The sequence below is a fragment of the Nocardiopsis suaedae genome (assembly GCF_027706745.1).
GTDB lineage: Bacteria > Actinomycetota > Actinomycetes > Streptosporangiales > Streptosporangiaceae > Nocardiopsis_A > Nocardiopsis_A suaedae.
On the sequence record NZ_JAQFWP010000024.1, the window covers coordinates 1 to 21,459 of the forward strand.

Here is a 21,459-nt window from a genome sequence, read left to right on the forward strand (position 1 = left end):
GATTGTACTGCCTCGATGGTGTGGGGTGGGAGAGTAGGGTGCCGCCGCATTTTTTGTGGAGGGCGGGCCCCTGTGTGGGGTCCGCCCTTTTTTGTGCCCGGGCTTGTGAACATGTGAAATTCCGATGCGGATGCTTACCGACCGCACCGGGCCCTCAGGGGGCGTCGGCCGACTTCCGCGCCCGGAGGGCGCGGACCTTGGTCCGGTTCCCGCATCTCTCCATCGAGCACCAGCGGCGCTTCCCCGGTCGGGACAGGTCGACGAAGACGAGCATGCAGTTGTCGGCACCGCATTCCCTGATCCTCCCCGACCAAGGGCCGGTGAGCAGGTCGATGGCGCTCCTGGCGATATGCGAGGTGACCTGTGCGGCCTCGATGGGGGTCGCCCAGGCCGCCCGCGCCGCGTGGCCGGCCGCGGCGTCCGCGGTCTCCTCGGGGTCCCCGGGGACCCCGGTGGATTCCATGCGGGGAACGAGCGACGGCCGCGATGCGGCCTCGTTGACCGCTTCCAGGTCCCCTGGCTCGGCACGTCCGCGTCCAAGGCGCTCGTGGACGAGCCGCCATAGGGCGTCGCGCATGCGCCGTGCGTCCTCCACGTCGGCGGGGCCCGCCCGGATGTCGGCGGGCTCCAGGCGCAGACGCGTGCGGGAGAACCACGAGCGAAGGTCCTCAGGGGTGTTCAAGGACTCCCAGCGGGCGATGGGCCCCGGCCCTCCGGACAGCAGGAAGTCCAGGAACAGGGCCCCGGGGTCGAATCGGTAGGCGTGCCCGTCCCGGGGGACGAGGGTGACCCCGTTGGCGTTCTCGCTTGTGCCGCTGCTCATGTAACCACTATAACTGGTGACATCGAGGGTGGTCGGGCCGCCCTCCCCGATGCAGGCCGAGGGAGACGGACATGGACGGCGCGATGCCGATCAACTGGCAGCTCACGGTGGACAGCGCGGACCCGCACGCGCAGGCGGACTTCTGGGCGGAGGCGCTCGGGTACGTCGTCGAGGACCACGACGCGTTCATCGGGAGCCTGATCGACCAGGGCCTCGTGGCCGAGTCGGACTACAAGGTCAGGAACGGTCGACGGGTCTTCTGCAAGGGCGAGGGGATCCACCATCCCGCGGACCCGCCGGAGCGCGGAGCGCCCAAGCGCCGGATCCTGTTCGTGCGGGTCCCCGAGGCCAAGCAGGTGAAGAACCGGCTGCACATGGACCTCTCCGTCGGGCCGGAGCGCCGCGAGGCGGAGGTGAAGCGGATCGAAGGCCTCGGTGCGGCCATCCTCGCGAGGGTCGAGGAGCCCGAAGGCATCCACGTGACGATGGCCGACCCCGAGGGCAACGAGTTCTGCGTCCAGTGATGGCCCCCCGGGTAGGGGTGATGGCGGAGGTCGGCGGCAGGAGGTGCGCCGGACCCCGCGCCTCCCCGCTCGTTGCCGTCAGGCGGCCCAGGGTGGGCGGATGAGGGAGCCGTCCGCCATGACGGCGGCCAAGCCCGCGGACGCGGTCACCCACATCCGGGCGGGGGCGTCGCCCGGGTTGTCGAGCCGGATCCTCGACAGGGCGGGAACCAGGGCCACGTCGCCGGGCGCGAGCCGCTCGGCGCGGCCGTCGATGGTCAGGGCCGGCTCCCCGTCGAGGATGAGGAACACCTCCTCCCGTGTGACGGTGTGCTCGGCGCCTTCGGTGCCTCCGGGGACGTCGAGCTGCCAGGCGCGCAGTTCGGCGGCGCCGGTGGCGGAGTTCGCGAAGCCGGTGAATTCGGCGCCGTGGAGGCGGTGGACGCGCGCGTCGCCGGGGCGGATGAGGGGCATGGCGTCTCCAGATCGTGTCGTCGCCTCGTCGTGCGGGGGCGTGTGACCGTGTGTCGTGCACCCCTTTGGTCAAGTAGCTTGACCTAATGTCCCCCTCGTGGTCAAGAGTCTTGACCATTGCGCCAAGATGGACGCATGGACCCTTCTACGAACGAGGACGGCGTCGGCCTGGCCTTCGCGCTGCTGGCGTCGGCGGCCCGGATGGCCGAGCGGATCGACGAAGGGGTCGTGCGCCGCGGCTTCACCGGCCTGCGTCCCACCCACGGGTTCGCGTTCGCCTTCCTGGCCCCGGCCGGGGGGACGGTCACCGGGCTGGCCGCTCACCTGGGTGTGACCAAGCAGGCGGCGGCCCAGCTCGTGGACGAGCTGGAGGCCAAGGGGTACGTGCGGCGCGGCCCGCATCCGCACGACGCGCGCGCCCGGCTGGTCGAGCTGACCGAGGCCGGGCGCGCGTGCACGCGGGCGGCGGAGGCGGCGGCGGCCGAGGCGGCCGGGGCGTGGTCCGAGGCCATCGGGGCCGACCGGATGGGGCAGCTCCGGCGGGACTTGGAGCGGATGGCCGAAGGGGGCCCTATCCGTCCGACGTGGTGACCTGCGGCGCTTCTGGGGCGGTCCCCACGACGACGGTGCAGTCCCACTCCTCGCACGACTCCACGGCGGCCTCCAGTCCCGCGTCGGTGACCGCTGCGGCCGTCGTCTCCGCTTGGCGTCCGCTGGTCTCGATCAGCAGGCGGCCTCCTGGCGCGAGCCAGGCGGGCGCGCAGGCGGCGACGCGGCGCTGGACGTCGACGCCGTCGGGGCCTCCGTCGAGCGTGGGCAGGGGCTCGTGCAGCCGGGCCTCCGGAGGGAGGAGGGGGATCTCCGCCGACGGGACGTACGGGGCGTTGACCACGAGGAGGTCCACCCGCCCCCGGAGGCCGCCGGGAAGTGCGGAGTAGAGGTCGCCGGTGTGCACCCGACCGCCGTAGGGGGCGGTGTTCCGGCGTGCGTAGGCGACCGCGGCCGGGTCGGAGTCGGCCGCGTGCAGTTCGGCTCCGGGGAGCAGGGACGCGAGGGCGGCGCCGATGCCGCCCGCGCCGCAGCACAGGTCCACGACGACCGGCGGATGGGACCGGGGGGCGTGGTCGGCGGCGCGTTCCACGAGGAAGGTCGAGCGGGGGCGGGGGACGAACACCCCGGGGCCGACGGCGATCCGCAGACCGACGAACTCGGCCCAGCCGAGCAGGTGCTCCAGGGGGATGCCGTCGCATCGGCGCTCGACGAGGCGGGAGAGGTCACGGGGGTCGGCCGCGGCCTCGGCCAGGAGGTCGGCCTCGTCTTCGGCGAAGACGCAGCCGGCGGCGCGGAGCCGTCGCACGGCGTCGGCGACGACGGGGGAGGGGAGTGTCGAGGGCACGAACACCTTCCAGGGAGCGTGGGCGCTCGCCTAGGCAGGGCGGTACGGTCGCCGTCCGCCGTGCTCACCGGGGAGGAGCGCCCGGGCGTGTGCTGCGAGTACGGGGCTCACCTCCTCCGATGCGTCGTGTCCGTTCCGGCCGGGGCGTCCGGCCGGTGAATGCGCTGCCCGCCGACCGTACCTCAAGGGCGGGACCGGATCGGTCACCTGGGGGTTCGTCGGCGCGGACTTGGTAGGTGCGCGCGAGTGGTGCTACTCTGAACCTGTTTGAGACTTCCGCGCCCCTTCGGGGGTGGCGGTCTAGAGTTTCGGCGGTCATAGGTGGAGGGAAACACCCGGTCCCATTCCGAACCCGGTCGTTAAGCCTCCATTCGCCGATGGTACTGCCCCCATGGTGTGGGGTGGGAGAGTAGGTTGCCGCCGGACATTCTTCCGAAGAGGGGATCCGCGAGGATCCCCTCTTTCGTATTCTCAGGGGTGGACGGCCGCGGCCGTGCGGCACCAGCGGCTCGGCTGTGACCGACCGCTGAGAGGAGGTGGGCGACCATGGCTCTTCCTGCGTTGCATCCGCGTCCGGGGAACCTGAGAGAGGTCGCCGAGAGCATCGAGGCATCCACCGGACTACAGGTTGAGATCATCGGAGGCAGCCTCGTCATGTCGCCCACGCCTCCAGGGAAGCAGCCGGGACGATCCGGCGCCTGAGGGTCCGGATCGAACCGCTGCTGCCGTCGGGCCTCGCCCCGTACGAGGTCTCGTCGATCGCCCTTCCCGGCGACGAGGACGACTACGCCACCCCCGACCTGATGGTCCTTCCCATCGAGTGGGACGAGGACGATGCCTGGCTCGCCGACCCCCGGGACGTCGCTCTGGCGGTCGAGGTGATCTCGCAGTCGGAGACGTCCAGGGGCATCAGCGGTAAGAACGACTGGTACGCGCGAGCGGGTGTTGAGGCCCACCTCGTTCTTGATCCCCGTACCGGTGAGTGGAGCCTGTTCACCCGTCCGAAGGACGGGGAGTACCGGGGGCGGGTCAACGGTGTGTACGGCGAGGAGATCGAGCTGCCGTCCCCGCTTCCCTCGCCGGTCGGTACGGACGATCTGCCCCTCTACGGTTCCTGACGGGCCTCCGCGGCCCCTTCCCGGGCCGTCCCCTGTGACGGGGCGCCCCTCCTCCCCGCGCGTTCGACCGCCCACACCGCACCGACCACGACCGCGCACCCGGTGAGCTGAAGCGGCGACAGCCGCTCCCCCAGGAAGGCCGCGCCGACCGCGAGCGCCATGACCGGCGGCAGCACCATGACCGCCGCCCCCACGCCGGGTGCCAACCGCGGCAGCGCCGCGCCGACCAGCAGCCACGTCAGCACCTGCCCGAGCAGGGCCACGGCCGTCAGCCAGGCCCACCCCGAGGCGTCCAGCGCTCCGGGGTTCAACCCGGTCCACAGCCCCCCGATGGCGGCGGCGGACACGGCGGCCGCCGCCGTGGAGGTGCACACCGGCGTCGCCGTATGGCCCCGGCCGCCGCCGAGCCGGGACAGGAAGAGGTACCCGGCGTACGCGGTGCCCGCCCCCGCGCCGAACAGCGCCCCGACGACGGCGTCGGTGCCCCCGGACGGGGCGAGCGCCCCCGAGGCGAGGGCGAGCCCGGCCAGCATCGCCGCGGCGGCGAACCCGAACCCGCGCGGCGGGCGCTCGCCCGAGGCCACGCGGGCCAGCAGGGGGAACACGATGATCTGCACGTTCAGCAGGACGGTCGCCACGCCGGCGCCGAGCAGTTCGATGCTCGCCGCCCAGAGGACGAAGTCGGCGCCGAGGAGCAGGCCGGCCGCCGCGTCGGTGAGCACGAACCGCCGGGGGCGTGGGCCCACACGGCGCAGCTCGGCGGCGGAGAGCAGGGCCAGGGGCGGCAGGGCGAGGGCGCACCGCAGGAAGGCGGCGGTCCCGGCGTCGGCGCCCGAGGCCTTGACGAAGGGGGCCGACAGGGACGTGCAGGCCGCCCCGGCGAGGGCGAGCAGCACCGGGTCGATGCGGCGGAGGAGCATGCCTCCACTCTGGTGCCGGTGAGTCGGAAACAAAAGCGATGATTCGTGGCCATGATTCGGTAGCGTTGCTGATGTGTTCAGTACCGATCGCCTCCGCGCCCTGGCCGCGGTGGCCGAGCACGGCTCGGTGGCGGCGGCCGCGCGGGCCCTGCACGTGACCCCGTCGGGGGTGTCCCAGCAGTTGGCCAAGCTGGAGCGGGAGGCGGGCCGCCCGCTCCTCGAACCCGACGGCCGGACGGTGCGGCTGACCCAGGCCGGGCGGGTGCTGGCCGGGCACGCCGCACGGGTGGCCGAGCAGCTCCGGCGGGCCCGCGCCGACCTGGACGACCTGGGGGAGGAGGTGCTGGGGCCGCTGCGGCTGGCCGGTGTCGGGTCGGCGCTGCGCACGCTGGTCCCGGCCGCCCTGGCGTCGCTGCTCGCGCTGCACCCGAGGGTGGAGCCGTCCGCGTGCGACGGGGAGGCGGTGGAGCTGCTCCCGATGCTGATGCGCGGCGACCTGGACGTGCTGGTCGTGGAGAGCTGGTCGCCGCGCCCGCTGGCACTGCCCGCGGGGGCGGCCGTCGAGCGGCTGGTGCGCGAGGAGGTCCGGGTCGGTGTGGCGGAGGGCCACCCGCTCGCGGGACGGGAACGCGTGGGCCTGGAGGAGCTGGCCGGCGAGGCGTGGGCGAGCTGCGCGCCGGGGACGGAGCCGTACGAGAGCCTGGTGCAGGTGGCGCGCGCGTGCGGGTTCGATCCCCGCGTCCCCTACACGCTCACCGAGATGCCCACCCAGCTGGCCCTGGTGCGTGCGGGCCTCGCGGTCGCCCTGGTGCCGGAGCTGGCGCGGTTCCCGGAGACGCCGGGGGTGCGGTTCGTCCCGGTCGAACCGGGGCTGGCCCGCGAGATCACCGTCATCTGGCGCGAGGGTGCCGAGACCCCGCCGGTGCGCGCGTTCAAGGGCGTGCTCCGGGAGTCGCTTCAGCGGGTACCGGCGGAGGCGTAGGGGCGCGGCCGCTGCGTCAGCGGGGCGGCCGGGTCACTCCTCGGTGGCGAGGACGGAGATGGCGCGTTCCAGATAGGACTCGAACGCGCTGAGTTCGCCGTGTCCGAACTCGGCGGCCAGGGCGCCCTCGACCGCCAGCGCGGCACGGTCGGCCCGGGTGACGAGCGCGTGCCCGGAGTCGGAGATCCGGTTCACCGTGACCCGCTGGTGGAGTGCCGAGGGGACGCGCTCGATCAGCTCGGACCGTTCCAGGTTGGACAGCACCGTCGCCATGGTCTGCGGGGTGACCATGCACTCCCGCGCCAGTTGGGCCGCCGACATCCCCTCGGAGTCCGAGAGCAGCAGGAGCACGGCGTATTGGGGGACGGTCAGGCCGAACTCCTTGAGGGCCCGGGTCTTGCGGGCGATCAGCGCCTGCTCCGCCCGCTTGATCGTGTGCCCGAGCCGTCCGGCGCCGGCCTCGCCGCCCGGGGTGCCGTCCGCCATGTCACCGCTCCCGCCTGCGGCCCCGCCTTGTGGGCCCGCTCTTCGCCCGTTCGGCGTCTCGCCCGTTCGTCCTGTCGGCATCGATTATCCCGGTCCTCCGCCCCGGCGGCGGACCGGAGCCCCGTGATATACAGAAGTCTGGCTAATGACAGAGTTCTGTTATTCACATGCGCCGTCCTGCGGCGCGGAGAGGAGCACCGCCGTGCGGACACGGGAGATCGGCGCCACGGGGCGCCGGGTCGGCGCCATCGGGCTCGGCTGCATGGGAATGTCCTGGGGGTACGACCCCCTCGGCCGGGACGGGGAGGAGTCGGTCCGGGTCGTCCGCGAAGCACTGGAACTCGGGGCCGACCTGATCGACACCTCCGACCAGTACGGGCCCTACACCAACGAGGAACTCGTCGGTCAGGCCCTGCGCGGCGTCCGCGAGCACGCCTTCCTGGCCACCAAGGGCGGCCTCGTCGTCGATGACCCCGCCACCTTCGCCAGCCACCGGGACGGTCGGCCCGAACACCTGCGCGCCGCCGTCGACGGCAGCCTCCGGCGGCTCGGTGTGGACCGGATCGACCTCTACCAACTGCACCGGATCGACCCCGAGGTGCCTCTGGAGGAGAGCTGGGGCGCCCTCGCCGCACTGGTCGGGGAGGGCAAGGTCGGAGCGCTCGGGCTGTCCGAGGCGAGCGCGGAGCAGATCCGGACCGCCCACACCCTCCACCCCGTGTCCAGCGTCCAGTCCGAACTCTCCCTGTGGAGCAGGGAGCCGCTGTCCGACGGGGTCCTGGAGTGCTGCGCCCAGGAGGGGATCGCGTTCATCGCCTACTCTCCGCTGGGGCGCGGGTTCCTGGCCGGGGGGATCTCTTCGCCGGCCGACCTGCCCGAAGGGGACGGGCGCCACCGCACACCGCGCTTCCGACCCGAGGCGATCGAGGTGAACCGGCCGATCGTCGACCGGGTCCGGGACGTCGCCGCAGACACGGGCGCGACCGTTCCGCAGGTGTCCCTGGCCTGGGTCCTGGCCCAGGGGGAGCACGTCATCGCCATCCCGGGGACCAAGCGGCCCCGCCGTCTCCGGGAGAACGCGGCCGCGGCCGACCTCGTGCTGTCCGACGAGCACCTGGCTGTGCTGGACGGGGCTCCCGCCCCGGTCGGCACCCGCTACTGATCAGGAGGCGCCGTGCTGATCCTCGGCTTCCCCGCGGGGGAATTCGGAACCAACACCCGCGTCGTGGCCCCCGGCCCCGGGGCGGACTGCCTCCTCGTCGACCCCGGGAAGGAGGCGTTCGCGGGTCTGGCCGACCTGATCGGGCGGCACCGGCTGGACCCGGCGGCCGTCGTCCTCACCCACGGGCACATGGACCATACCTGGGACGCGGTCCCGGTGGCGGGGCATTACGGCGTTCCGGTGTACGTGCACGCCGCCGACCGCTTCATGGTCGGTGCGCCCGCCCGCGGGCTCCCGTCCGACTTCCCGGCGCACCTCCTCGACGGGCACCCCGGCACCGAGCCCGTCGACCTGCGCGAGTTCCACGGGGACCGGAACTCCCTGCGCGTCGGACGGCTGGCCGTAGAGGCGCTGCACACCGGAGGGCACACACCGGGATCGGTGCTCGTCCACGTGCGCGACGACGGGACGGGGGAGACCGCGCTGTTCACCGGGGACGCCCTGCTCCGCGGCGAGCTCGGGCGGACGGACGGCCCCGGCGGGGACGGGCGGCGGCTCCGGGCGTCCCTGGCCCGCCACTGCGCCGGCCTTCCGGACGACACCCCGGTCCTCCCCGGCCACGGAGGCGCCACGACTCTGGGAGGAGAGCGCCTGGTCCACCCGTGGCTCGCGGCCGCGTCGGCCCCGTGAGGACGAGGCGGCCTCCACCCCCAGGGGTGGAGGCCGTCGGGGGCCTCCACCGTGATCTCCACCCTTCGTCGGTGCCGCGGTGAGGCGCCGCGGAGCCAGGATCGCCTTCATGAACGAACGCGACGGGCGGACGAACGACCTGCTCTCGCTCCTCGTCGGCGCCACACGCGGGCGGCCGGGGAGCAGGGCCGGGCTCGTGCGTCTGCTGATCAAGGCGGTCCTGGACCGGAACGGAGGCAAGATGAACGGGAAGACCATCCTGGTGATCGCCGGGATCGGGGTCCTGGTCGTGCTGGGATTCCTGGCGTATCGCATGCTCATGATGCAGATGATCATGGGGCTGGCCGGAAACTGAGGCGGTGGTGCCGATCCGGAGCGCGGAGGGCGTGAAGCGGCTGTGGAGGGCCGCCGTGGGGCTGTGGGTCTCCGACGACCCGGAGACCGGAATGGTGATCCGGGTCGTCGCGACCGGGATCGTCCTGTGGGGGCTGCTGACCGGCGCGCCCGAGCACGCCTCGGTGTGGGTGTGGGCCGCCCTGGGGGCGAGCCTGACCTGCTGGCTGGTGTTCGCCGTCGGCGACCGGGCCGCACCGCGCACCGCGCTGGCCTGCCTCGCGCTGTCCACGGTCCTGGCGGCGGCCGTGGTCGGGCCGGCCGGCGGCGCGGCGACCATCCCGGTCTTCGTCGGCATGGGGACGTACGCGCTGCACCTGCGCCCTTCCGTGCGGAGCGTCCTGGCGCTGTTCGCGGTCGAGGTCGCCATCGCCCTGGTGAGCCTGTGGCCGGCCGAGCAGCGCGTCGAGCCGCTCCTGCTGCACGCGGCGCTGCAGACCGTCGTGCTGCTGTTCGGGCTGCGACGGCGGCAGTACCGGTTGCAGGCGCTGCAGACGGAGCGGCTCCTCGAACAGACCCGGGCCGCCCAGCAGGAGCGCGAGCGCTCGGCGGCCCTGGACGAGCGCGCCCGCATCGCCCGCGACCTGCACGATGTGCTGGCGCATTCGCTGGGTGCGCTCGGCGTCCAGTTGGACGTCGCCGAGTCGCTGCTGGCCCGGGGCGGTGACGTGGAGGGCGCCGCGGACCGGGTACGCAGGTCCCGGGCGATGGCCGCCGAAGGGCTCCGGGAGGCGCGCACCGTGATCGCCGCGCTGCGGGCGGACCCGCCGGCCTCGCTTCCCGAGTCGATCGAGGCGATCGCCGCGGCCCACCGGGGCGGCCACGGGGTGCGTGTGGACGTCGACGTCACGGGGGCGCCGCGCCCGCTGCGGCCCGCGGCGGAGCTCGCCCTCAGCGGCACGGCGCGCGAGGCGCTGACCAACGCGGCCCGGCACGCCCCGGGGGCGCCGACACGCGTCGTCCTCGCCTACACGGACGCGGGTGCCCGTCTGACCGTGGGCAACGGCCCCGCGGAGCGGCCGGGGGCCGTGGCCGGGGGCGGCGGGGGATTCGGCCTGGCCGGGATGGCCGAGCGGCTCGCCGCGGTCGGCGGTACGCTTCGGGCCGGTCCCCTGGGAGACGGCCCGGATGAGGGCGGCCCGGACGGGGACGGCGCGGCCGACGGTGCGTCCGGGGGCGGTAGGTCAGAGGGCGGTGCGGAGGCGGCCGACCAGCGCGGGGCCGTGTCGCGGGAATGGCGGGTGGTGGCGGAGGTGCCCGAGTGAGCGGTCCGATCCGAGTGGTCGTCGCCGACGACCAGCAGGTCATGCGCGAAGGCCTGGTCGCGCTTCTCGGGCTGATCGACGGCATCGAGGTGGTGGGCGACGCCGGTGACGGCGAAGGCGCCCTGCGTGCCACCGCGGAGCGGCGGCCGGACGTGGTGCTGATGGACCTGCGCATGCCGGGCACGGACGGAGTGGCGGCGACCGAGCGGATCGGCAGGGAGCACCCCGGTGTCGCGGTGCTGGTGCTGACCACCTACGACGATGACGAGTCCATCGCGGCGGCGCTGCGGGCGGGGGCGCACGGATACCTGACGAAGGACACCGGACGGGACGGCATCGCGGCGGCGGTCCGGGCGGCCGCGGCGGGGCAGGCCGCGTTCACACCGGGGGTGTCGCGCCGCCTGGCCGAGGCGATGGCCGTTCGGGGGGTGGCGCCGGAAGAGGCGCGGGACGAGCCGGAGGGGGCGGGCGGGGCGGAACCCGTGCAGGAGCCGCCGGACGGCCTCACCCGTCGCGAGGCCGAGGTGGTGGGCCTCATCGCCCGCGGTCTGAGCAACGCCGAGATCGGGGGGACCCTGTTCATCGCGGAGTCGACGGTGAAGACGCACGTGAACAACGCGTTCGCCAAGACCGGACTGCGCAACCGCACCGAAGCCGCCGCCTACGCACGTCGGAACAGGCTGGACCGCTGACCCGGGCCGTGCGGTGCCGTACTGGGCCATGCGGGCCATACGGTGCCGTGCCGGAGTGGTGCCGGAGTCGCGCCGTGCCGTGCCGTGAACGGTGCGCGGTCGGCAGGCTCACCCGGATGTGAGGCCTGCTGCCGCGTGGGCGATGACTCCGCACGGGAGGTATTCGCTGTCGACGCCGATCTCCCAGCCCCGCGCGCGGGCCAGGCAGGCCAGGGCGAGGATCCGGAGGTTGATGAGTCCGTCCACATCCTCAACGCTCTCCCCGACGCTGAACGCGTCCCTGTGCGCCTCAAGTGCGTCGGCCAGCGCCAGCGCGAAGCCGTCCCGGTCGTTCGCCACGAGCTGGGAGAGGAGGACGACGGGTGGAATGGCGATTCCGGGGATTGCGGGGCAAGAGTCGAGGTCGGCCAACGCCTGGTCCATGGCGGCGCGCGTCCTCTCGGAGGCGGGTTCTTCGGCACCGAACTCCGCTTGCTCCCCGAGGAAGGCGAGGAACACGTCGGCATAAGAGTCGAACACGGGCAGACCGCCCTTGTGGCCGCTCGGCGTGGCTATGTCGATGAGAAGCAGCAGCACTTGTCGATGGGTTCCGGAAGCGTCTGAAGCTTCCTGGCGCTGAACCGTGTCGATGAGTTCCGACAGCGCCGGTGCCCTCCTCGCCCCCGAGTGTGGCCGCCGCTCCCCGCACCTCAAGGTCGTTCGTCCTCGCTTCGCTGCGGGCGCTCCACCTTGACCTGCGGCGTCGCAGACGGCGGTGGGGGCGCCTGTCGAGGAAGGGCAAGGTGTGCCCCGTCTCATGCGGTGCTGTCAGGAGCCATCAACACGGCCCCACGACGAACAGGGGCGCTGTCGAAACTGATCGACAAACGCTGTCCACTCTCGCGAACAAAGCCACTCGGCGTGACCTCCGTGACCGTTGGGCTCAACAGGAAGTCGAGTGCTCTGCGGTATCCGGCGGAAAGCGCACACTCGATCGCGAACGTGAGCGTGCTCGTGGAGATGTCGCCCGTCATCGGAACACAGGGCATCGGCGCCGTGGTTCCGCCGATCGTCACCTCGACCGACTCCCCGTCGGAGACGGCGATGGCGAAAGCGGCCGCGGCCGCTTGCGAGGCGTTCACGAGCGCTTCGCCCTGGCGGCCGTCGTTCCCCTGCGGGTCGGCGAATGACCGGTACCGGAAGCGTCGGACCTCGTCCCTCGCGGTGTCCTGGAGGGCGCTCGACCGCATCCTGGGCAGGATCTCAGGGCGCCAGACCCCCGTCGGGCCCAGGTCCTCCTGGCACATCTCGTCCAGCGCGTCCAGAAGGCGGTCGAGGCCGGGCCTCTGGAACGCCTTCGGACGCTCCACTCGGAGAGGCCCTTGGGACAGCGCCTTCAGCGCACCCGCGTCCTTGCCCTCGCCGTAGGGGCCGACGCGCGCTCGGCTGTTCGCCTCTTCGCCCACGACCAAGCGCCTCGGCAGGTAGTCGGACACGAAGGGCGGATCCCAGCCCTCCGAACGCACGGCCATCGCAGCGAAAGCGATCTCGGGTAGAGGCAGGAGTGAGGCGGGGGAAGCCGCCGAGGCCTTCTCCCGGTGCTCCTCCAAGCGCGCTGCCATCAGGCCCCAGAAGAGCTCCGCGTCTCGGGAGAGCAGGGCGAACAGCAGCATGAGGTCGGTACGGGGCGGCCGGGACGGTGGAGATGGCGGGGACGGCGGAGCCTACGTAGCCCAGGATCTGTTCACGCGTGGCGCCGGTCTCGGGGAAGAGGTAGTAGGTGAGCCCGCGCGCGAGCACCTCGTTCTCGCCGAACAGGGAGGCGAGTGAGATGAACGCCCCGGAGTTGCCGTGGTGCACGTCGGCGACGACGCACGCGTAGAGCGCCCGGAGCCAGGCGGGGCTGCGCGGGGTCGCCAGGTCGGTGTTCCGCTCCCCGCCGCCACCGTTCCCGCGGTAGGACACCCCGGTCCCGGTGTAGGACAGGTGGACCGAGAAGGACGAGGATCGCGGGGCGCAGTCGAGCTTGACCGCGCCGATCAGCGCCTCCGCCGCCGAGTAGAGGGCGGAGAAGGCGTCCGTGTCGATGTCCGGGGCCGCCAGCGAGCGCGCGCCCGCGTACGCGAGCAGGTCGTCGGCGACGATCTCCCAGCCGATGCCGTCCCGGCCGGCCTCCGTCTGGAGGTCGACGGCCCGGCCGATCCGCGCCGTGAAGTCCGCCGTCGCCTCGGCCGCCGCCTTCTCCTGCACGCTGTGCCGGGCGATACGCCGCTCGGTGTGCACTGTCCGGATCCCCTTCCGCCCGCCGTCGAAGTCCGCAACGCCGTGCGGCCCCGAACCGGGGCCATCGGCACGGCGAAGTCTCACACGCCGTGGGGACAGGCGGGAACGTGAGGCGCTGCGCGACTGCAGGGCGTCGCGGGAGGCGGGGCCGCCGGGCGACGGGGCGTCGGGCGGCGGTCACCCTTCCCGGGTCTGACCGGCGCCTGTGCGCAGCAGGCCTCCGCCCAGGCGCCAGACCGTGTCGGCCGATGCCAGCCGCTCCGGGCGGTGGGTGACGATCACGACCGTGCCCGGGAAGTCGGCGATCACCTCGTCGATCACTCTGGCCGCCTCCGTGTCCAGGTGTGCGTCTGCCTCGTCGAGCAGCAGCACCCGCGGCCGGTTCAGCAGCGCCCGCGCCAGGGCCACGCGCTGGCGCTGCCCCGCCGACAGGCCGCCGCCGTTCTCCCGGACCGGCGTCTGCAGGCCCAGCGGGAGCTCGGCGATCAGCGAGTCCAGGCCGCCGGAGGCCACCGCCGCGCGGAAGCGCGCCCCGCCCACCCGGGGGTCGGCGTAGCGCACGTTCGACCCGACGGTCCCGCGCAGCAGCGGCAGGTCCGGACCGACCACCCCGATGGCGCGGCGCACCGACGCCGCCCGGCAGGTGTTCACGTCGCCGCCGTCCAGCAGTACCCGCCCGCCGTCGGGCGGCAGCAGCCCCGCCAGCACCGCCATCAGGGTGGACTTGCCGCTGCCGTTGGGCCCCGTCACGGCCACCACCGACCCGGCGGGCACATGGGCGGTGATCGGCGCGAAGACGCCGTCCACCCGTACGCCCTCCAGGTCCAGGGAGCCGCCGCCGTCCGGCAGCTCCGGCGCGCTCGTCCCCGGGCGGCGCCGCTTGGGCCGCGCCAGCTCGGTGCGGACCTGGCGCATCGCGACCGCGCACCCCGAGCGGTACTCGCTCACCCGGCTCAGGTCGCGCAGCGGGGTGACCATGATGCCGACGACCGCGATCGCCGCCGTGGCCTGGGCCGGACCCGTGCCCGCGACGGCGGCCGCCACCAGGGCCGCCGCGGTGGCCGCCAGCGTGGTCGCCTCCCCGACGGCGCGCACCGCGCCCACCGCGCGGGCGCGCCGGACCTGCTCCCGGGCCAGCTTCCGCGAGCGCCGCGCCAGCACCCGCCGCTCGGCCCGCTCCCGGCCGAAGGCCTGCACCACCGGTGTCTTGCCGATCCGCTCCACCACGTGCGCCGCGACCCGGCCCTGGCGCCGCCGGGCCGCCCTGTGGGCCGAGCGCAGCCACGGCGACAGCGCCACCGTCGCCGCCAGCCCCGCACCGGCGACCGCGCCCACGGCGGCGGCGACCGGCGGCGCGATGATCGTGAACGCCACAAGGCAGCCCGCCAGCAGCGGCACGGCGACCGCGAGGCGGGCCAGCCCCAGGCCCGCCCAACGGCGCAGCGCGCTGAGGTTGCCCATCATGCGCAGCGACGCGCCGCCGGTGGAGCGGCCCCGCCCGGGCTGGCGGGAGGGGGCGGCGGAGGCGCGCCGGAACAGGGCGGTGCGCACGTCCATCACCCACGACTGGCCCATGCGCTCGGCCAGCACCCGCTCGCCGAAGACGAGGGCGGCGGTGGCGGCGACCAGCCCGGCCGCCCACGGCAGCAGGGCGGTGATGGGGGCCGCTCCACCGGCGAGCCGGGACACCAGCGCGGCCCAGGCGACCGCCGCGCCCGCCTGCGCGAACCCGACGGCGACCAGCGCGGCGAAGAGCCACCGGCGGCGCCCGGCCAGCAGGCGCGGCGGCTCCTCGGGGCGCGTGTCCAGGGCGGTCGTGGCGGTGGCGGCTCCGGCGTTCACGGAGTTCCCCGTGGTTGCGGTGTTCCCTGTGGTCCTGGTGGTTCCGTCGGCGGCGGCCGCCGCCGACGGGTGCACGGCGGTGGTCACGCCGTCCGCCCCTGCACGGCCCCCACCAGGGGGTGCGCGGTCAGTCCGGCGGCGACCGCGGGGTCGGCGAGCTCGTCGCGGCCCAGGACCGGGACGTCCATGAGGGCGGTGGCCTCGCGCGCGGCCAGCGGGGAGGCGGTGAACCGTCCGGCGACCCCCACCACCGGAAGCCCAGCGGTGCGCAGCCGCTCGCGGCCGTACAGGGCCCCGGCGGCGTCCCCGGCGGCGAACACCCAGCCGTCCACGCGCGAGCGCAGGGCGCCGTCGCACAGCAGCGCCGCCGTCTCGGGCTGCATCAGACCGTCGGCGACCTCCAGCACAACCGCCTGCGCCCCGGCGGCGGTGAGGCGGTCGTGCAGCGCGGCCGCCCCGCGCGCCACGCGCTCGGCGGGCACCCGGTAGGTGGTGGCCAGGCCGTCGTCGGTGAAGTCGAGGACGGTGTCGGCGCCCGCGTCGTGGAACATCCACCGGTCGCCCCCGGCCCCGGTGCCGGTGACCTTGGCGGCGCCGACCCGGTAGCCCGCCGCCGCCAGGCCGCGGACCAGGTGGGCCACGGTGGTGGTCTTCCCGGCGTTCATGGAGGTCCCGACGACCGCGATGGTGGGGACGCCGTGCAGCGGGGCGGGCGGCGCCGGGGCGGCGAGGTCGGCCATGGTGACGCGGCGCCCGTCGGCGTCGGCGGCGAGCCCGACCGGGATCAGGCGGGTCGGCTCGGGGACGTTCTCGTGGGCGCTGGACACCAGGCCCGCGATTCCGCCCGCGGCGACCAGGTCGCACGGGCCCAGGTCCGTCGGCGCCTCGGCCTCGAACTGGTCGGGGGCGTAGCGGGCGCCGTAGGCCACCAGCACCTCGTCGCCGGGGAAGAGGTGGCGGCGGCGCCCCTGCGCCGACTCCAGGCGGGTGTGGCGGCCGATCCCGGCGACGGAGGCGACGACGAGGTCACCCGGGCGCGGGCGCACGTCCGGCCCGCTGAGCACGTGCGCCGGGCGCTCGGCGTCGAGGGCGCGCGCCGTGTAGGAGACCTTGAGGGCGGCGCGCCGGGAGGGGGTGAGCTCGGTGAGGGAGGAAGCGGGCATGAGGTGTACGTCTCCCGATCGTCGGTGGAAGCGGTGGTCCGTGTCCGAACCACTGGAAATCCTCCGGGACGGGGATGAGCCCCTTCTGAGCACGCCATGAGGAAACCTTCATGCCGGTGGAGAGGGGCGGCCGGCGCCCCGCTCCGGGGCAGCCGCCTGGGGCCCACGAGCACCCCGAGGCCGTCCTGCGTCATGAAATCGCCACTTTCAGGCCGATCAGGTGTCGATTCCACCACGGTCGCCGGAGCCCCCATCCGACGCCCGATATGCCCGGAATGCGCCCCCTCCGCGATGATCTCGACGAAAGTGCTGCCAAAATCGCCACAATGGCAGCACTTTCGTCGAGATCATCGCGGACAAGGGCGCACCGGCCCGCGCCGTCCATCCGCGCGCCCGCTGCCCCGCCCATCCGTGGGCGACAGCGCGGGGCGTCGGGGAGCCCGAGGCACTGACCGCCCGGCCGGGCGGTCAGTGCCTCGGGCTCCGCACATCGGTCGGGAACGTCAGGGTGAACCGGGCGCCCTCGCCGGGGGAGGACCGCACGTCAACGGTCCCGTGGTGGGCGTCGGTGATCGCGCGGACGATCGCCAGCCCCAGCCCGGCGCCGCCGCGGGAGCCGCCGCCCCCGGCCCCCCGGGCGAACCGGTCGAAGATGCGCTCCTGCTCCTCAAGGGGGATCCCCGGGCCGGTGTCGTCCACCCAGAACTCCACCGTCCGGCCGTCCTCGGCGACCGACGATCCCACGCGGATCTCGTCGTCCGGACCGGTGTGCCGCACCGCGTTCGACGCCAGCTGCACCATGGCCTGGGTGACCCGCTGCGGGTCCAGGCGCACCGGCCCCTCGCCGATGCCCTCCAGGCGCCAGTTCCGGTCCCCCAGGGTGCGCACCTTGGCGTCGATGTCGCTGGTCAGCTCCTCCACCGGGACCGAGACCGGGTGCAGGAAGTCCGGCCGCTGCGCCTTGGCGAGCAGCAGCAGGTCCTCCACGATCCGCGCCATGCGGTCCAGCTCGTCGGTGACCAGCCGCAGCACCTCGCGCCGCTCCTCGGGGTCGTCGCCCATCACCTCCAGGTGCCCCCGGACGATGGTGATGGGGGTGCGCAGCTCGTGCCCGGCGTCGTCGACGAAGCGCCGCTGGATGGAGAAGGCCTCCTCCAGGCGGTCGAGCATGCCGTTGAACTGCTCGGCCAGCGCCGCCACGTCGTCCTTCCCGGACACGTCGATGCGCCGGGTGAGGTCCTCCTCGGTGATCTGCGCGGCGGTCTGGCGCACCAGCCGGATCGGGGCCAGGATCTGGCCCGCCACCCACCACGCGGCGGCGCCGGCCAGGATCAGGCCGGTGAGGCTGACCAGCACCAGGGTCCGGGCGGTGCGGTCGATCCCGGCCATGTCGGCGTCGGCGAAGTAGCCGATGACGAACCAGCCGCCGGGGTTGGCCTCCGATTCGCCGCCGGGCGGGTTCACCCGGACCTTCTCCCAGCGCAGCGGCCCCTCGGGGGTGTCGGTGACGCCGCGGGCGTCCGGGTTGTCGAGGATGGCGCCGCGCACCGGCCCGTCGGCGGAGGCGTCGAAGAGGGGCTTCTGCCCCTGGCGGACCCGGCCGGTGGGGACGGCCGCCCCGGCGGTCTCGTCGACGTGGCCGAAGATGATCTCGTGCCGGTCCGGGTGCTGGCCGCCCACGTGCGACCGGAACAGGGCGTCGAGGTCGGGGAAGCGCCGCCCGGTCGAGGGGTCGGTGCCGTCCCGGGCGACCTCCAGGAACTCGTCGATCTCCTGGGACAGGGCGCGGTCGATGCGCTCGTCGACCTCGGTGCGCAGAGCCTGCCAGGTGACGATGTTGACCAGCGCGAGAGTGGCGGTCATCAGCAGCACCACCCACGCGGTGATGCGCGCCCGCGCCGGAACGCGGCCGCGCAGGCGCCCTTCGGCCTCGGGCGCGGGCCCATCCCCCTCCGCCGGGCGGGGGCCGGGGTCCGTGTCCACGGGGTCGAGGGGGGCCGTGGGGTCAGTCGTCATCGTCGTCCCAGTCGTCGTCATCGTCATCGTCGTCGTCACCGGTGACGGCGGGGGGTGGGGGGACGATGTCATCATCATCGTCGTCATCGTCATCGTCGCTGCTCGGGGAGGGCGACGGCGACGCGGTCGGCTCGGTCGGCGCGGACGGGCTGTGCGACTCGCCCACGGTGACGTCGCGCGCCGGACGCGGATCGGGCTCCCCGCGTCCGGTGCCCCACGCCACCGCGGCCGCGCCGAGGACGATCAGCGCCGCCACCCCGATGATGAGGTTGCGGTACAGGGCTCTCATGCCCCCGATCCTCCTCCCGGACGGCTCCCATGGAGGTGAAACGCAGATGAGGGAGTCTTCATACGGATCGGCCCCGCGGTGCGCGCCCTCCAGGGCACAGGGCTTGAAGCGGCGGTGCCGTCGGCGCTAGGTTTCCCGCTGCCCGGTGACGAGGAGGAGCCCACGATGACCATCGACGCCGACACACCCCCTCCCGGCTCGCGCCTCGACCGCGCCGCCGGTGTGCTGCTCGGGGCGGCCTGCGGCGACGCTCTGGGCGTTCCTTACGAGTTCGCGGCGCGGCTGGACGAGTCGCGCACGCCCGAGATGGTCGGCGGCGGACTCGGACCCTACGCGCCGGGGGAGTACTCCGACGATACCCAGATGGCCGTCTGCCTGGCCGAGGCGGCCCTGAAGCACACGGACATGGCGGGGGAGGCGGCCCGCCGCCGGGTCGCCGAGGCGTTCCTGCGCTGGCGGCGCGAGGGCGCCACCGACATCGGCATGCAGACCTCCGCCGTGCTCGACGCGGCCGCCCCGGCGAGCGGCACACCCGAGGTGGCCGAGGCGATGTTCACGGCCGCGAGGCGGCGTTACGAGTCCGGGGTGCCGAGCGCGGGCAACGGCTCCCTGATGAGGACGGCCCCGCTCGCGCTGTCCTTTCTGGACGACCCCGAAGGGCTGGCCGCAGCGGCGGCGCTGTACAGCGACATCACCCACGCCGACCCGCTGGCCGAGGAGGCCTGCGTGCTGTGGTGCGAGGGCATCCGCCACGCCGTCGTCCACGGCGGCTTCGGGGGCGTGCGGGAGGGCCTGCGGCTGCTGCCCGAGGATCACCGTGCGCGCTGGGCGGGGTGGCTCGACGAGGCGGAGTCCCGGCCGCCGCACGCCTTCGAGAACAACGGGTTCGTCGTGATGGCGCTCCAGGCGGCGTGGTCCGCCGTCGCCCGAACACAGGAGCCCGAGGGGCGGCCGGAGGAGCACTTCCGGCTCGCCTTGGAGGCGGCCGTGCGGGCGGGCAACGACACCGACACCGTCGCGGCCATCGCCGGAGGCCTCCTCGGTGCGCGCTGGGGCGCCTCGGCCGTGCCGCCGGACTTCCGCTCCGCCGTCCACGGCTGGCCCGGGCTGACGGGGGCCGATCTGGCGGCGATGGCCGTGCGCATCGCGACGGGGGAGGGGCAGGCTCCGGACCCCCGTCGCTGAGCCGGGTACTCAGTCCGGGGGCATGTCGGTGAGTTCGCGTCGGAGCGCGTCGGCGGCCCAGCCGGTCCACTCGTCCGCCGTCCACCCGCGGCCGCCGGTGAGCAGGGTGTACACCTCAGGGCTCAAGACCGCCAGTGCGATGTCGGCGGCCTTGTCCGGGGTGAGGCCGTCGCGAAGGGCGCCTTTGTCGGCCAAGGCGCCGGCGAACACCCGCTGCACGGCCAGGCGCTGTTCGGTGTTGATCCGCCACACCTCCTCCAGGTCCGGGTCCGCCGGGGCGGCGCTGCGCACCACCTCCAGCAGAGGGGCCACCCGGGCGAAGACGGCGGCGGCCCCTTCGGCCTGTCGTCGGAGCTGTTCACCTGGGGCGGCGGCCAGCGCCTCGTGTACCCATGGACGGTCGAGAGTGGGCACGGGCTCGTCGTCCCCGGCGACCGCCAGGTCCAGCGCGGCCGTGAGCACCGCCGACTTCGTCGTGAACGTGTAGTAGACGGTCTGCGCGGCGACCCCCGCACGCGCGGCGATGGCCTGGACGCTCGTGGCCGTGTAGCCCGATTCGACGAAGAGGCCGGCGGCGGCGCGGGCGACCCGGGTGCGCGTGGCGCGGGAGCGGGCCGTGCGGCCGTCCTCGGCGGCCGGGTGTGATCGCGGACTCATGACTTGACTATAGCGCCACTCTAAATACATTTTTGGAGTATGACTACAAATAGTTTCCTGCGGGCGTCCGGTGCCGTGCCCACGGCCCCGGCGGGTGACCGGCCATGAAGGCCCTGGTGCTCGGCGGGTACGGCGCCGTGGGCGCCCTGGTCGTCCGCTTCCTCCGCGAGTACGGTCACACGGCGATCGCGGCCGGTCGCGACCCCGCGCGCGCGGACGTGCGCGTCGACCTGCGCGAGAGGGGCCTACGCAGCTACCGGGAAGCGGTGGCACGCGCCGACGTGGTGGTGAACGCCGCCGGAACCGAGGACCCCGAGCTCATCGCCGCCGCGACCGGGCAGGGCGCGGCCTTCGTCGACGCCACTGCAACCGCCTCCTACATCGACGCCGTCGAGCGGCTCGACCCGAAGGCGCCCGTGCTGCTCAGCGTCGGGCTGGCTCCCGGGCTGACCAACCTGCTGGCCGCCGACCTGGCGGCGTCGGCGCCACGGCCGGACCCGATCGACCTCGCCGTGCTGCTGGGTGCCGGAGAGGCGCACGGGAAGGCGGCGGAGGAGTGGTCGTTCGGTCTGATCGGCGCGGACTTCCCCGATCCGGTCTCCGGCGCCCCGGTGCGCAACTTCACCGCGCCACGGGCCTTCCGGCTCCCCGGCCTGGGGCGCCGCCGCCTCTACCGCGCGGACTTCTCCGACCAGCACACGCTCAGCCGCGACCTCGGGGTGCCGGTGCGCACCTGGTTCGGCCTGGACTCGCGGGCCGCGACCAGGGCCCTGGCCGCCCTCACCCGCCTACCCGCCGCGCTCCGCCCCCGCGTCCCGGCCGGGCTGCACCTGCCCGGCTCCGACGCGTGGACCGTGTTCGCGCGGTCCGCCCACGGCTCGGTGTCCGCCTCCGGTCGGGGCCAGTCGCGCGGAACGGCGGGCATGGCGGCGCTCGCCGCCGAAGTGGCCGTCGACCTGGAACCCGGGGTGCACCACCTGCACCGGGCCCTGTCCCTCGCCGACGCGGCGGGCCTGCCGTGCGTCGAGGTGGAGCGCGCCGTCCTCGATGTCGGCGGGCGCCACTAGCTTGGGGCCCCCGCCTGGCGGTGGTGCCTCCGTCCAGGCGGGTCTCCCGCTATGACTTTCTGAAAGGCCCCCCA

The 21,459-nt window shown here is 74.2% G+C and carries 23 protein-coding genes and 1 rRNA gene; 12 read left to right on the forward strand and 12 right to left on the reverse strand.

The window, feature by feature from the left end; translation table 11 throughout:
* Positions 1-154: 154 nt before the first annotated feature.
* Positions 155-823, reverse strand: a complete 669-nt coding sequence (locus O4U47_RS14150; RefSeq protein ID WP_270678310.1) for a CGNR zinc finger domain-containing protein — start codon at positions 821-823, stop codon at positions 155-157.
* 71 nt (positions 824-894) lie between these two features.
* On the opposite strand from O4U47_RS14150, the gene O4U47_RS14155 reads away from it, so the two are divergent.
* Positions 895-1,347 (forward strand): VOC family protein, encoded by a 453-nt coding sequence (locus tag O4U47_RS14155; RefSeq protein ID WP_270678311.1) that lies wholly within the window; start codon positions 895-897, stop codon positions 1,345-1,347.
* A gap of 78 nt (positions 1,348-1,425) precedes the next feature.
* Here O4U47_RS14155 and O4U47_RS14160 read toward each other — a convergent pair whose 3' ends face one another.
* A complete protein-coding gene (locus O4U47_RS14160) occupies positions 1,426-1,800 on the reverse strand; it encodes a cupin domain-containing protein (protein ID WP_270678312.1) in 375 nt (124 codons plus the stop codon).
* Positions 1,801-1,935: 135 nt separating this feature from the next.
* Here O4U47_RS14160 and O4U47_RS14165 point away from each other — a divergent pair, with 135 nt between their 5' ends.
* Positions 1,936-2,391, forward strand: coding sequence for a MarR family winged helix-turn-helix transcriptional regulator (locus tag O4U47_RS14165; protein WP_270678313.1), 456 nt, complete (start codon positions 1,936-1,938; stop codon positions 2,389-2,391).
* Here the strand turns inward: O4U47_RS14165 and O4U47_RS14170 are convergent.
* On the reverse strand, positions 2,372-3,202 hold the full coding sequence (locus O4U47_RS14170) for a putative protein N(5)-glutamine methyltransferase (RefSeq protein ID WP_270678314.1): 831 nt from the start codon (positions 3,200-3,202) through the stop codon (positions 2,372-2,374). The genes O4U47_RS14165 and O4U47_RS14170 overlap by 20 nt on opposite strands.
* A 301-nt stretch (positions 3,203-3,503) precedes the next feature.
* On the opposite strand from O4U47_RS14170, the gene rrf reads away from it, so the two are divergent.
* A 5S ribosomal RNA gene (gene rrf / locus O4U47_RS14175) occupies positions 3,504-3,622 on the forward strand.
* Positions 3,623-3,999: 377 nt separating this feature from the next.
* Positions 4,000-4,314, forward strand: coding sequence for a Uma2 family endonuclease (locus tag O4U47_RS14180; protein ID WP_270678315.1), 315 nt, complete (start codon positions 4,000-4,002; stop codon positions 4,312-4,314).
* Here the strand turns inward: O4U47_RS14180 and O4U47_RS14185 are convergent.
* Positions 4,302-5,234 carry a DMT family transporter gene (locus O4U47_RS14185; protein WP_270678316.1) on the reverse strand — a complete coding sequence of 311 codons (933 nt, stop codon included), beginning with the start codon at positions 5,232-5,234 and terminating at the stop codon, positions 4,302-4,304. The genes O4U47_RS14180 and O4U47_RS14185 overlap by 13 nt on opposite strands.
* 73 nt (positions 5,235-5,307) lie before the next feature.
* Between O4U47_RS14185 and O4U47_RS14190 the strand changes: the two genes are divergently transcribed.
* On the forward strand, positions 5,308-6,216 hold the full coding sequence (locus O4U47_RS14190) for a LysR family transcriptional regulator (protein WP_270678317.1): 909 nt from the start codon (positions 5,308-5,310) through the stop codon (positions 6,214-6,216).
* 33 nt (positions 6,217-6,249) lie between these two features.
* Here the strand turns inward: O4U47_RS14190 and O4U47_RS14195 are convergent, their stop codons facing one another.
* Positions 6,250-6,702 (reverse strand): MarR family winged helix-turn-helix transcriptional regulator, encoded by a 453-nt coding sequence (locus O4U47_RS14195; protein ID WP_270678318.1) that lies wholly within the window; start codon positions 6,700-6,702, stop codon positions 6,250-6,252.
* 202 nt (positions 6,703-6,904) lie between these two features.
* Between O4U47_RS14195 and O4U47_RS14200 the strand changes: the two genes are divergently transcribed.
* The 5 genes from O4U47_RS14200 (at position 6,905) to O4U47_RS14220 (ending at position 10,904) form a co-directional block, all read left to right on the forward strand.
* Positions 6,905-7,864 (forward strand): aldo/keto reductase, encoded by a 960-nt coding sequence (locus tag O4U47_RS14200; RefSeq protein ID WP_270678319.1) that lies wholly within the window; start codon positions 6,905-6,907, stop codon positions 7,862-7,864.
* A gap of 12 nt (positions 7,865-7,876) precedes the next feature.
* On the forward strand, positions 7,877-8,554 hold the full coding sequence (locus tag O4U47_RS14205; protein ID WP_270678320.1) for an MBL fold metallo-hydrolase: 678 nt from the start codon (positions 7,877-7,879) through the stop codon (positions 8,552-8,554).
* A 109-nt stretch (positions 8,555-8,663) separates the two neighbouring features.
* On the forward strand, positions 8,664-8,909 hold the full coding sequence (locus tag O4U47_RS14210) for a hypothetical protein (protein WP_270678321.1): 246 nt from the start codon (positions 8,664-8,666) through the stop codon (positions 8,907-8,909).
* Between the two features lie 4 nt (positions 8,910-8,913).
* Positions 8,914-10,212, forward strand: a complete 1,299-nt coding sequence (locus tag O4U47_RS14215; RefSeq protein ID WP_270678322.1) for a sensor histidine kinase — start codon at positions 8,914-8,916, stop codon at positions 10,210-10,212.
* Positions 10,209-10,904, forward strand: a complete 696-nt coding sequence (locus O4U47_RS14220) for a response regulator transcription factor (RefSeq protein WP_270678323.1) — start codon at positions 10,209-10,211, stop codon at positions 10,902-10,904. The genes O4U47_RS14215 and O4U47_RS14220 overlap by 4 nt, the downstream gene beginning before the upstream one ends.
* Positions 10,905-11,012: 108 nt before the next feature.
* Here O4U47_RS14220 and O4U47_RS14225 read toward each other — a convergent pair whose 3' ends face one another.
* The 6 genes from O4U47_RS14225 to O4U47_RS14250 form a co-directional block, all read right to left on the reverse strand.
* Positions 11,013-11,480 (reverse strand): immunity 49 family protein, encoded by a 468-nt coding sequence (locus O4U47_RS14225; protein WP_270678324.1) that lies wholly within the window; start codon positions 11,478-11,480, stop codon positions 11,013-11,015.
* A 218-nt stretch (positions 11,481-11,698) separates the two neighbouring features.
* Positions 11,699-12,556, reverse strand: coding sequence for an Imm49 family immunity protein (locus O4U47_RS14230; RefSeq protein WP_270678325.1), 858 nt, complete (start codon positions 12,554-12,556; stop codon positions 11,699-11,701).
* A 787-nt stretch (positions 12,557-13,343) separates the two neighbouring features.
* Positions 13,344-15,008: an ATP-binding cassette domain-containing protein gene (locus O4U47_RS14235; RefSeq protein WP_270678326.1), complete on the reverse strand. Its 1,665-nt coding sequence runs from the start codon at positions 15,006-15,008 to the stop codon at positions 13,344-13,346.
* Positions 15,009-15,091: 83 nt separating this feature from the next.
* Entirely contained in the window at positions 15,092-16,171 is a 1,080-nt protein-coding gene (locus O4U47_RS14240) for a molybdopterin-guanine dinucleotide biosynthesis protein MobB (RefSeq protein WP_270678327.1), read from the reverse strand.
* Positions 16,172-16,639: 468 nt separating this feature from the next.
* Positions 16,640-18,187: a sensor histidine kinase gene (locus O4U47_RS14245; protein ID WP_270678328.1), complete on the reverse strand. Its 1,548-nt coding sequence runs from the start codon at positions 18,185-18,187 to the stop codon at positions 16,640-16,642.
* Positions 18,177-18,476, reverse strand: a complete 300-nt coding sequence (locus O4U47_RS14250) for a hypothetical protein (protein WP_270678329.1) — start codon at positions 18,474-18,476, stop codon at positions 18,177-18,179. The genes O4U47_RS14245 and O4U47_RS14250 overlap by 11 nt, the downstream gene beginning before the upstream one ends.
* 165 nt (positions 18,477-18,641) lie before the next feature.
* Here O4U47_RS14250 and O4U47_RS14255 point away from each other — a divergent pair, with 165 nt between their 5' ends.
* The gene (locus O4U47_RS14255; protein WP_270678330.1) at positions 18,642-19,661 is read left to right on the forward strand and encodes an ADP-ribosylglycohydrolase family protein; all 1,020 of its coding nucleotides are present in this window, start codon (positions 18,642-18,644) and stop codon (positions 19,659-19,661) included.
* 9 nt (positions 19,662-19,670) lie between these two features.
* On the opposite strand, the gene O4U47_RS14260 is transcribed toward O4U47_RS14255, so the two are convergent.
* Positions 19,671-20,318 (reverse strand): TetR/AcrR family transcriptional regulator, encoded by a 648-nt coding sequence (locus O4U47_RS14260; RefSeq protein ID WP_270678331.1) that lies wholly within the window; start codon positions 20,316-20,318, stop codon positions 19,671-19,673.
* A gap of 104 nt (positions 20,319-20,422) precedes the next feature.
* Between O4U47_RS14260 and O4U47_RS14265 the strand changes: the two genes are divergently transcribed.
* The gene (locus O4U47_RS14265) at positions 20,423-21,385 is read left to right on the forward strand and encodes an NAD-dependent epimerase/dehydratase family protein (protein WP_270678332.1); all 963 of its coding nucleotides are present in this window, start codon (positions 20,423-20,425) and stop codon (positions 21,383-21,385) included.
* The last annotated feature ends 74 nt before the right edge of the window (positions 21,386-21,459 follow it).

Excerpts from the sequence above, each read along its gene's own strand:
- O4U47_RS14150 (WP_270678310.1), bottom strand. The coding sequence starts at position 823 with ATGAGCAGCGGCACAAGCGAGAACGCCAACGGGGTCACCCTCGTCCCC.
- O4U47_RS14155 (WP_270678311.1), top strand. The coding sequence starts at position 895 with ATGGACGGCGCGATGCCGATCAACTGGCAGCTCACGGTGGACAGCGCG.
- O4U47_RS14160 (WP_270678312.1), bottom strand. The coding sequence starts at position 1,800 with ATGCCCCTCATCCGCCCCGGCGACGCGCGCGTCCACCGCCTCCACGGC.
- O4U47_RS14165 (WP_270678313.1), top strand. The coding sequence starts at position 1,936 with ATGGACCCTTCTACGAACGAGGACGGCGTCGGCCTGGCCTTCGCGCTG.
- O4U47_RS14180 (WP_270678315.1), top strand. The coding sequence starts at position 4,000 with ATGGTCCTTCCCATCGAGTGGGACGAGGACGATGCCTGGCTCGCCGAC.
- O4U47_RS14185 (WP_270678316.1), bottom strand. The coding sequence starts at position 5,234 with ATGCTCCTCCGCCGCATCGACCCGGTGCTGCTCGCCCTCGCCGGGGCG.
- O4U47_RS14195 (WP_270678318.1), bottom strand. The coding sequence starts at position 6,702 with ATGGCGGACGGCACCCCGGGCGGCGAGGCCGGCGCCGGACGGCTCGGG.
- O4U47_RS14210 (WP_270678321.1), top strand. The coding sequence starts at position 8,664 with ATGAACGAACGCGACGGGCGGACGAACGACCTGCTCTCGCTCCTCGTC.
- O4U47_RS14230 (WP_270678325.1), bottom strand. The coding sequence starts at position 12,556 with ATGCTGCTGTTCGCCCTGCTCTCCCGAGACGCGGAGCTCTTCTGGGGC.
- O4U47_RS14240 (WP_270678327.1), bottom strand. The coding sequence starts at position 16,171 with ATGCCCGCTTCCTCCCTCACCGAGCTCACCCCCTCCCGGCGCGCCGCC.
- O4U47_RS14245 (WP_270678328.1), bottom strand. The coding sequence starts at position 18,187 with ATGACGACTGACCCCACGGCCCCCCTCGACCCCGTGGACACGGACCCC.
- O4U47_RS14250 (WP_270678329.1), bottom strand. The coding sequence starts at position 18,476 with ATGAGAGCCCTGTACCGCAACCTCATCATCGGGGTGGCGGCGCTGATC.
- O4U47_RS14255 (WP_270678330.1), top strand. The coding sequence starts at position 18,642 with ATGACCATCGACGCCGACACACCCCCTCCCGGCTCGCGCCTCGACCGC.
- O4U47_RS14260 (WP_270678331.1), bottom strand. The coding sequence starts at position 20,318 with ATGAGTCCGCGATCACACCCGGCCGCCGAGGACGGCCGCACGGCCCGC.
- O4U47_RS14265 (WP_270678332.1), top strand. The coding sequence starts at position 20,423 with ATGAAGGCCCTGGTGCTCGGCGGGTACGGCGCCGTGGGCGCCCTGGTC.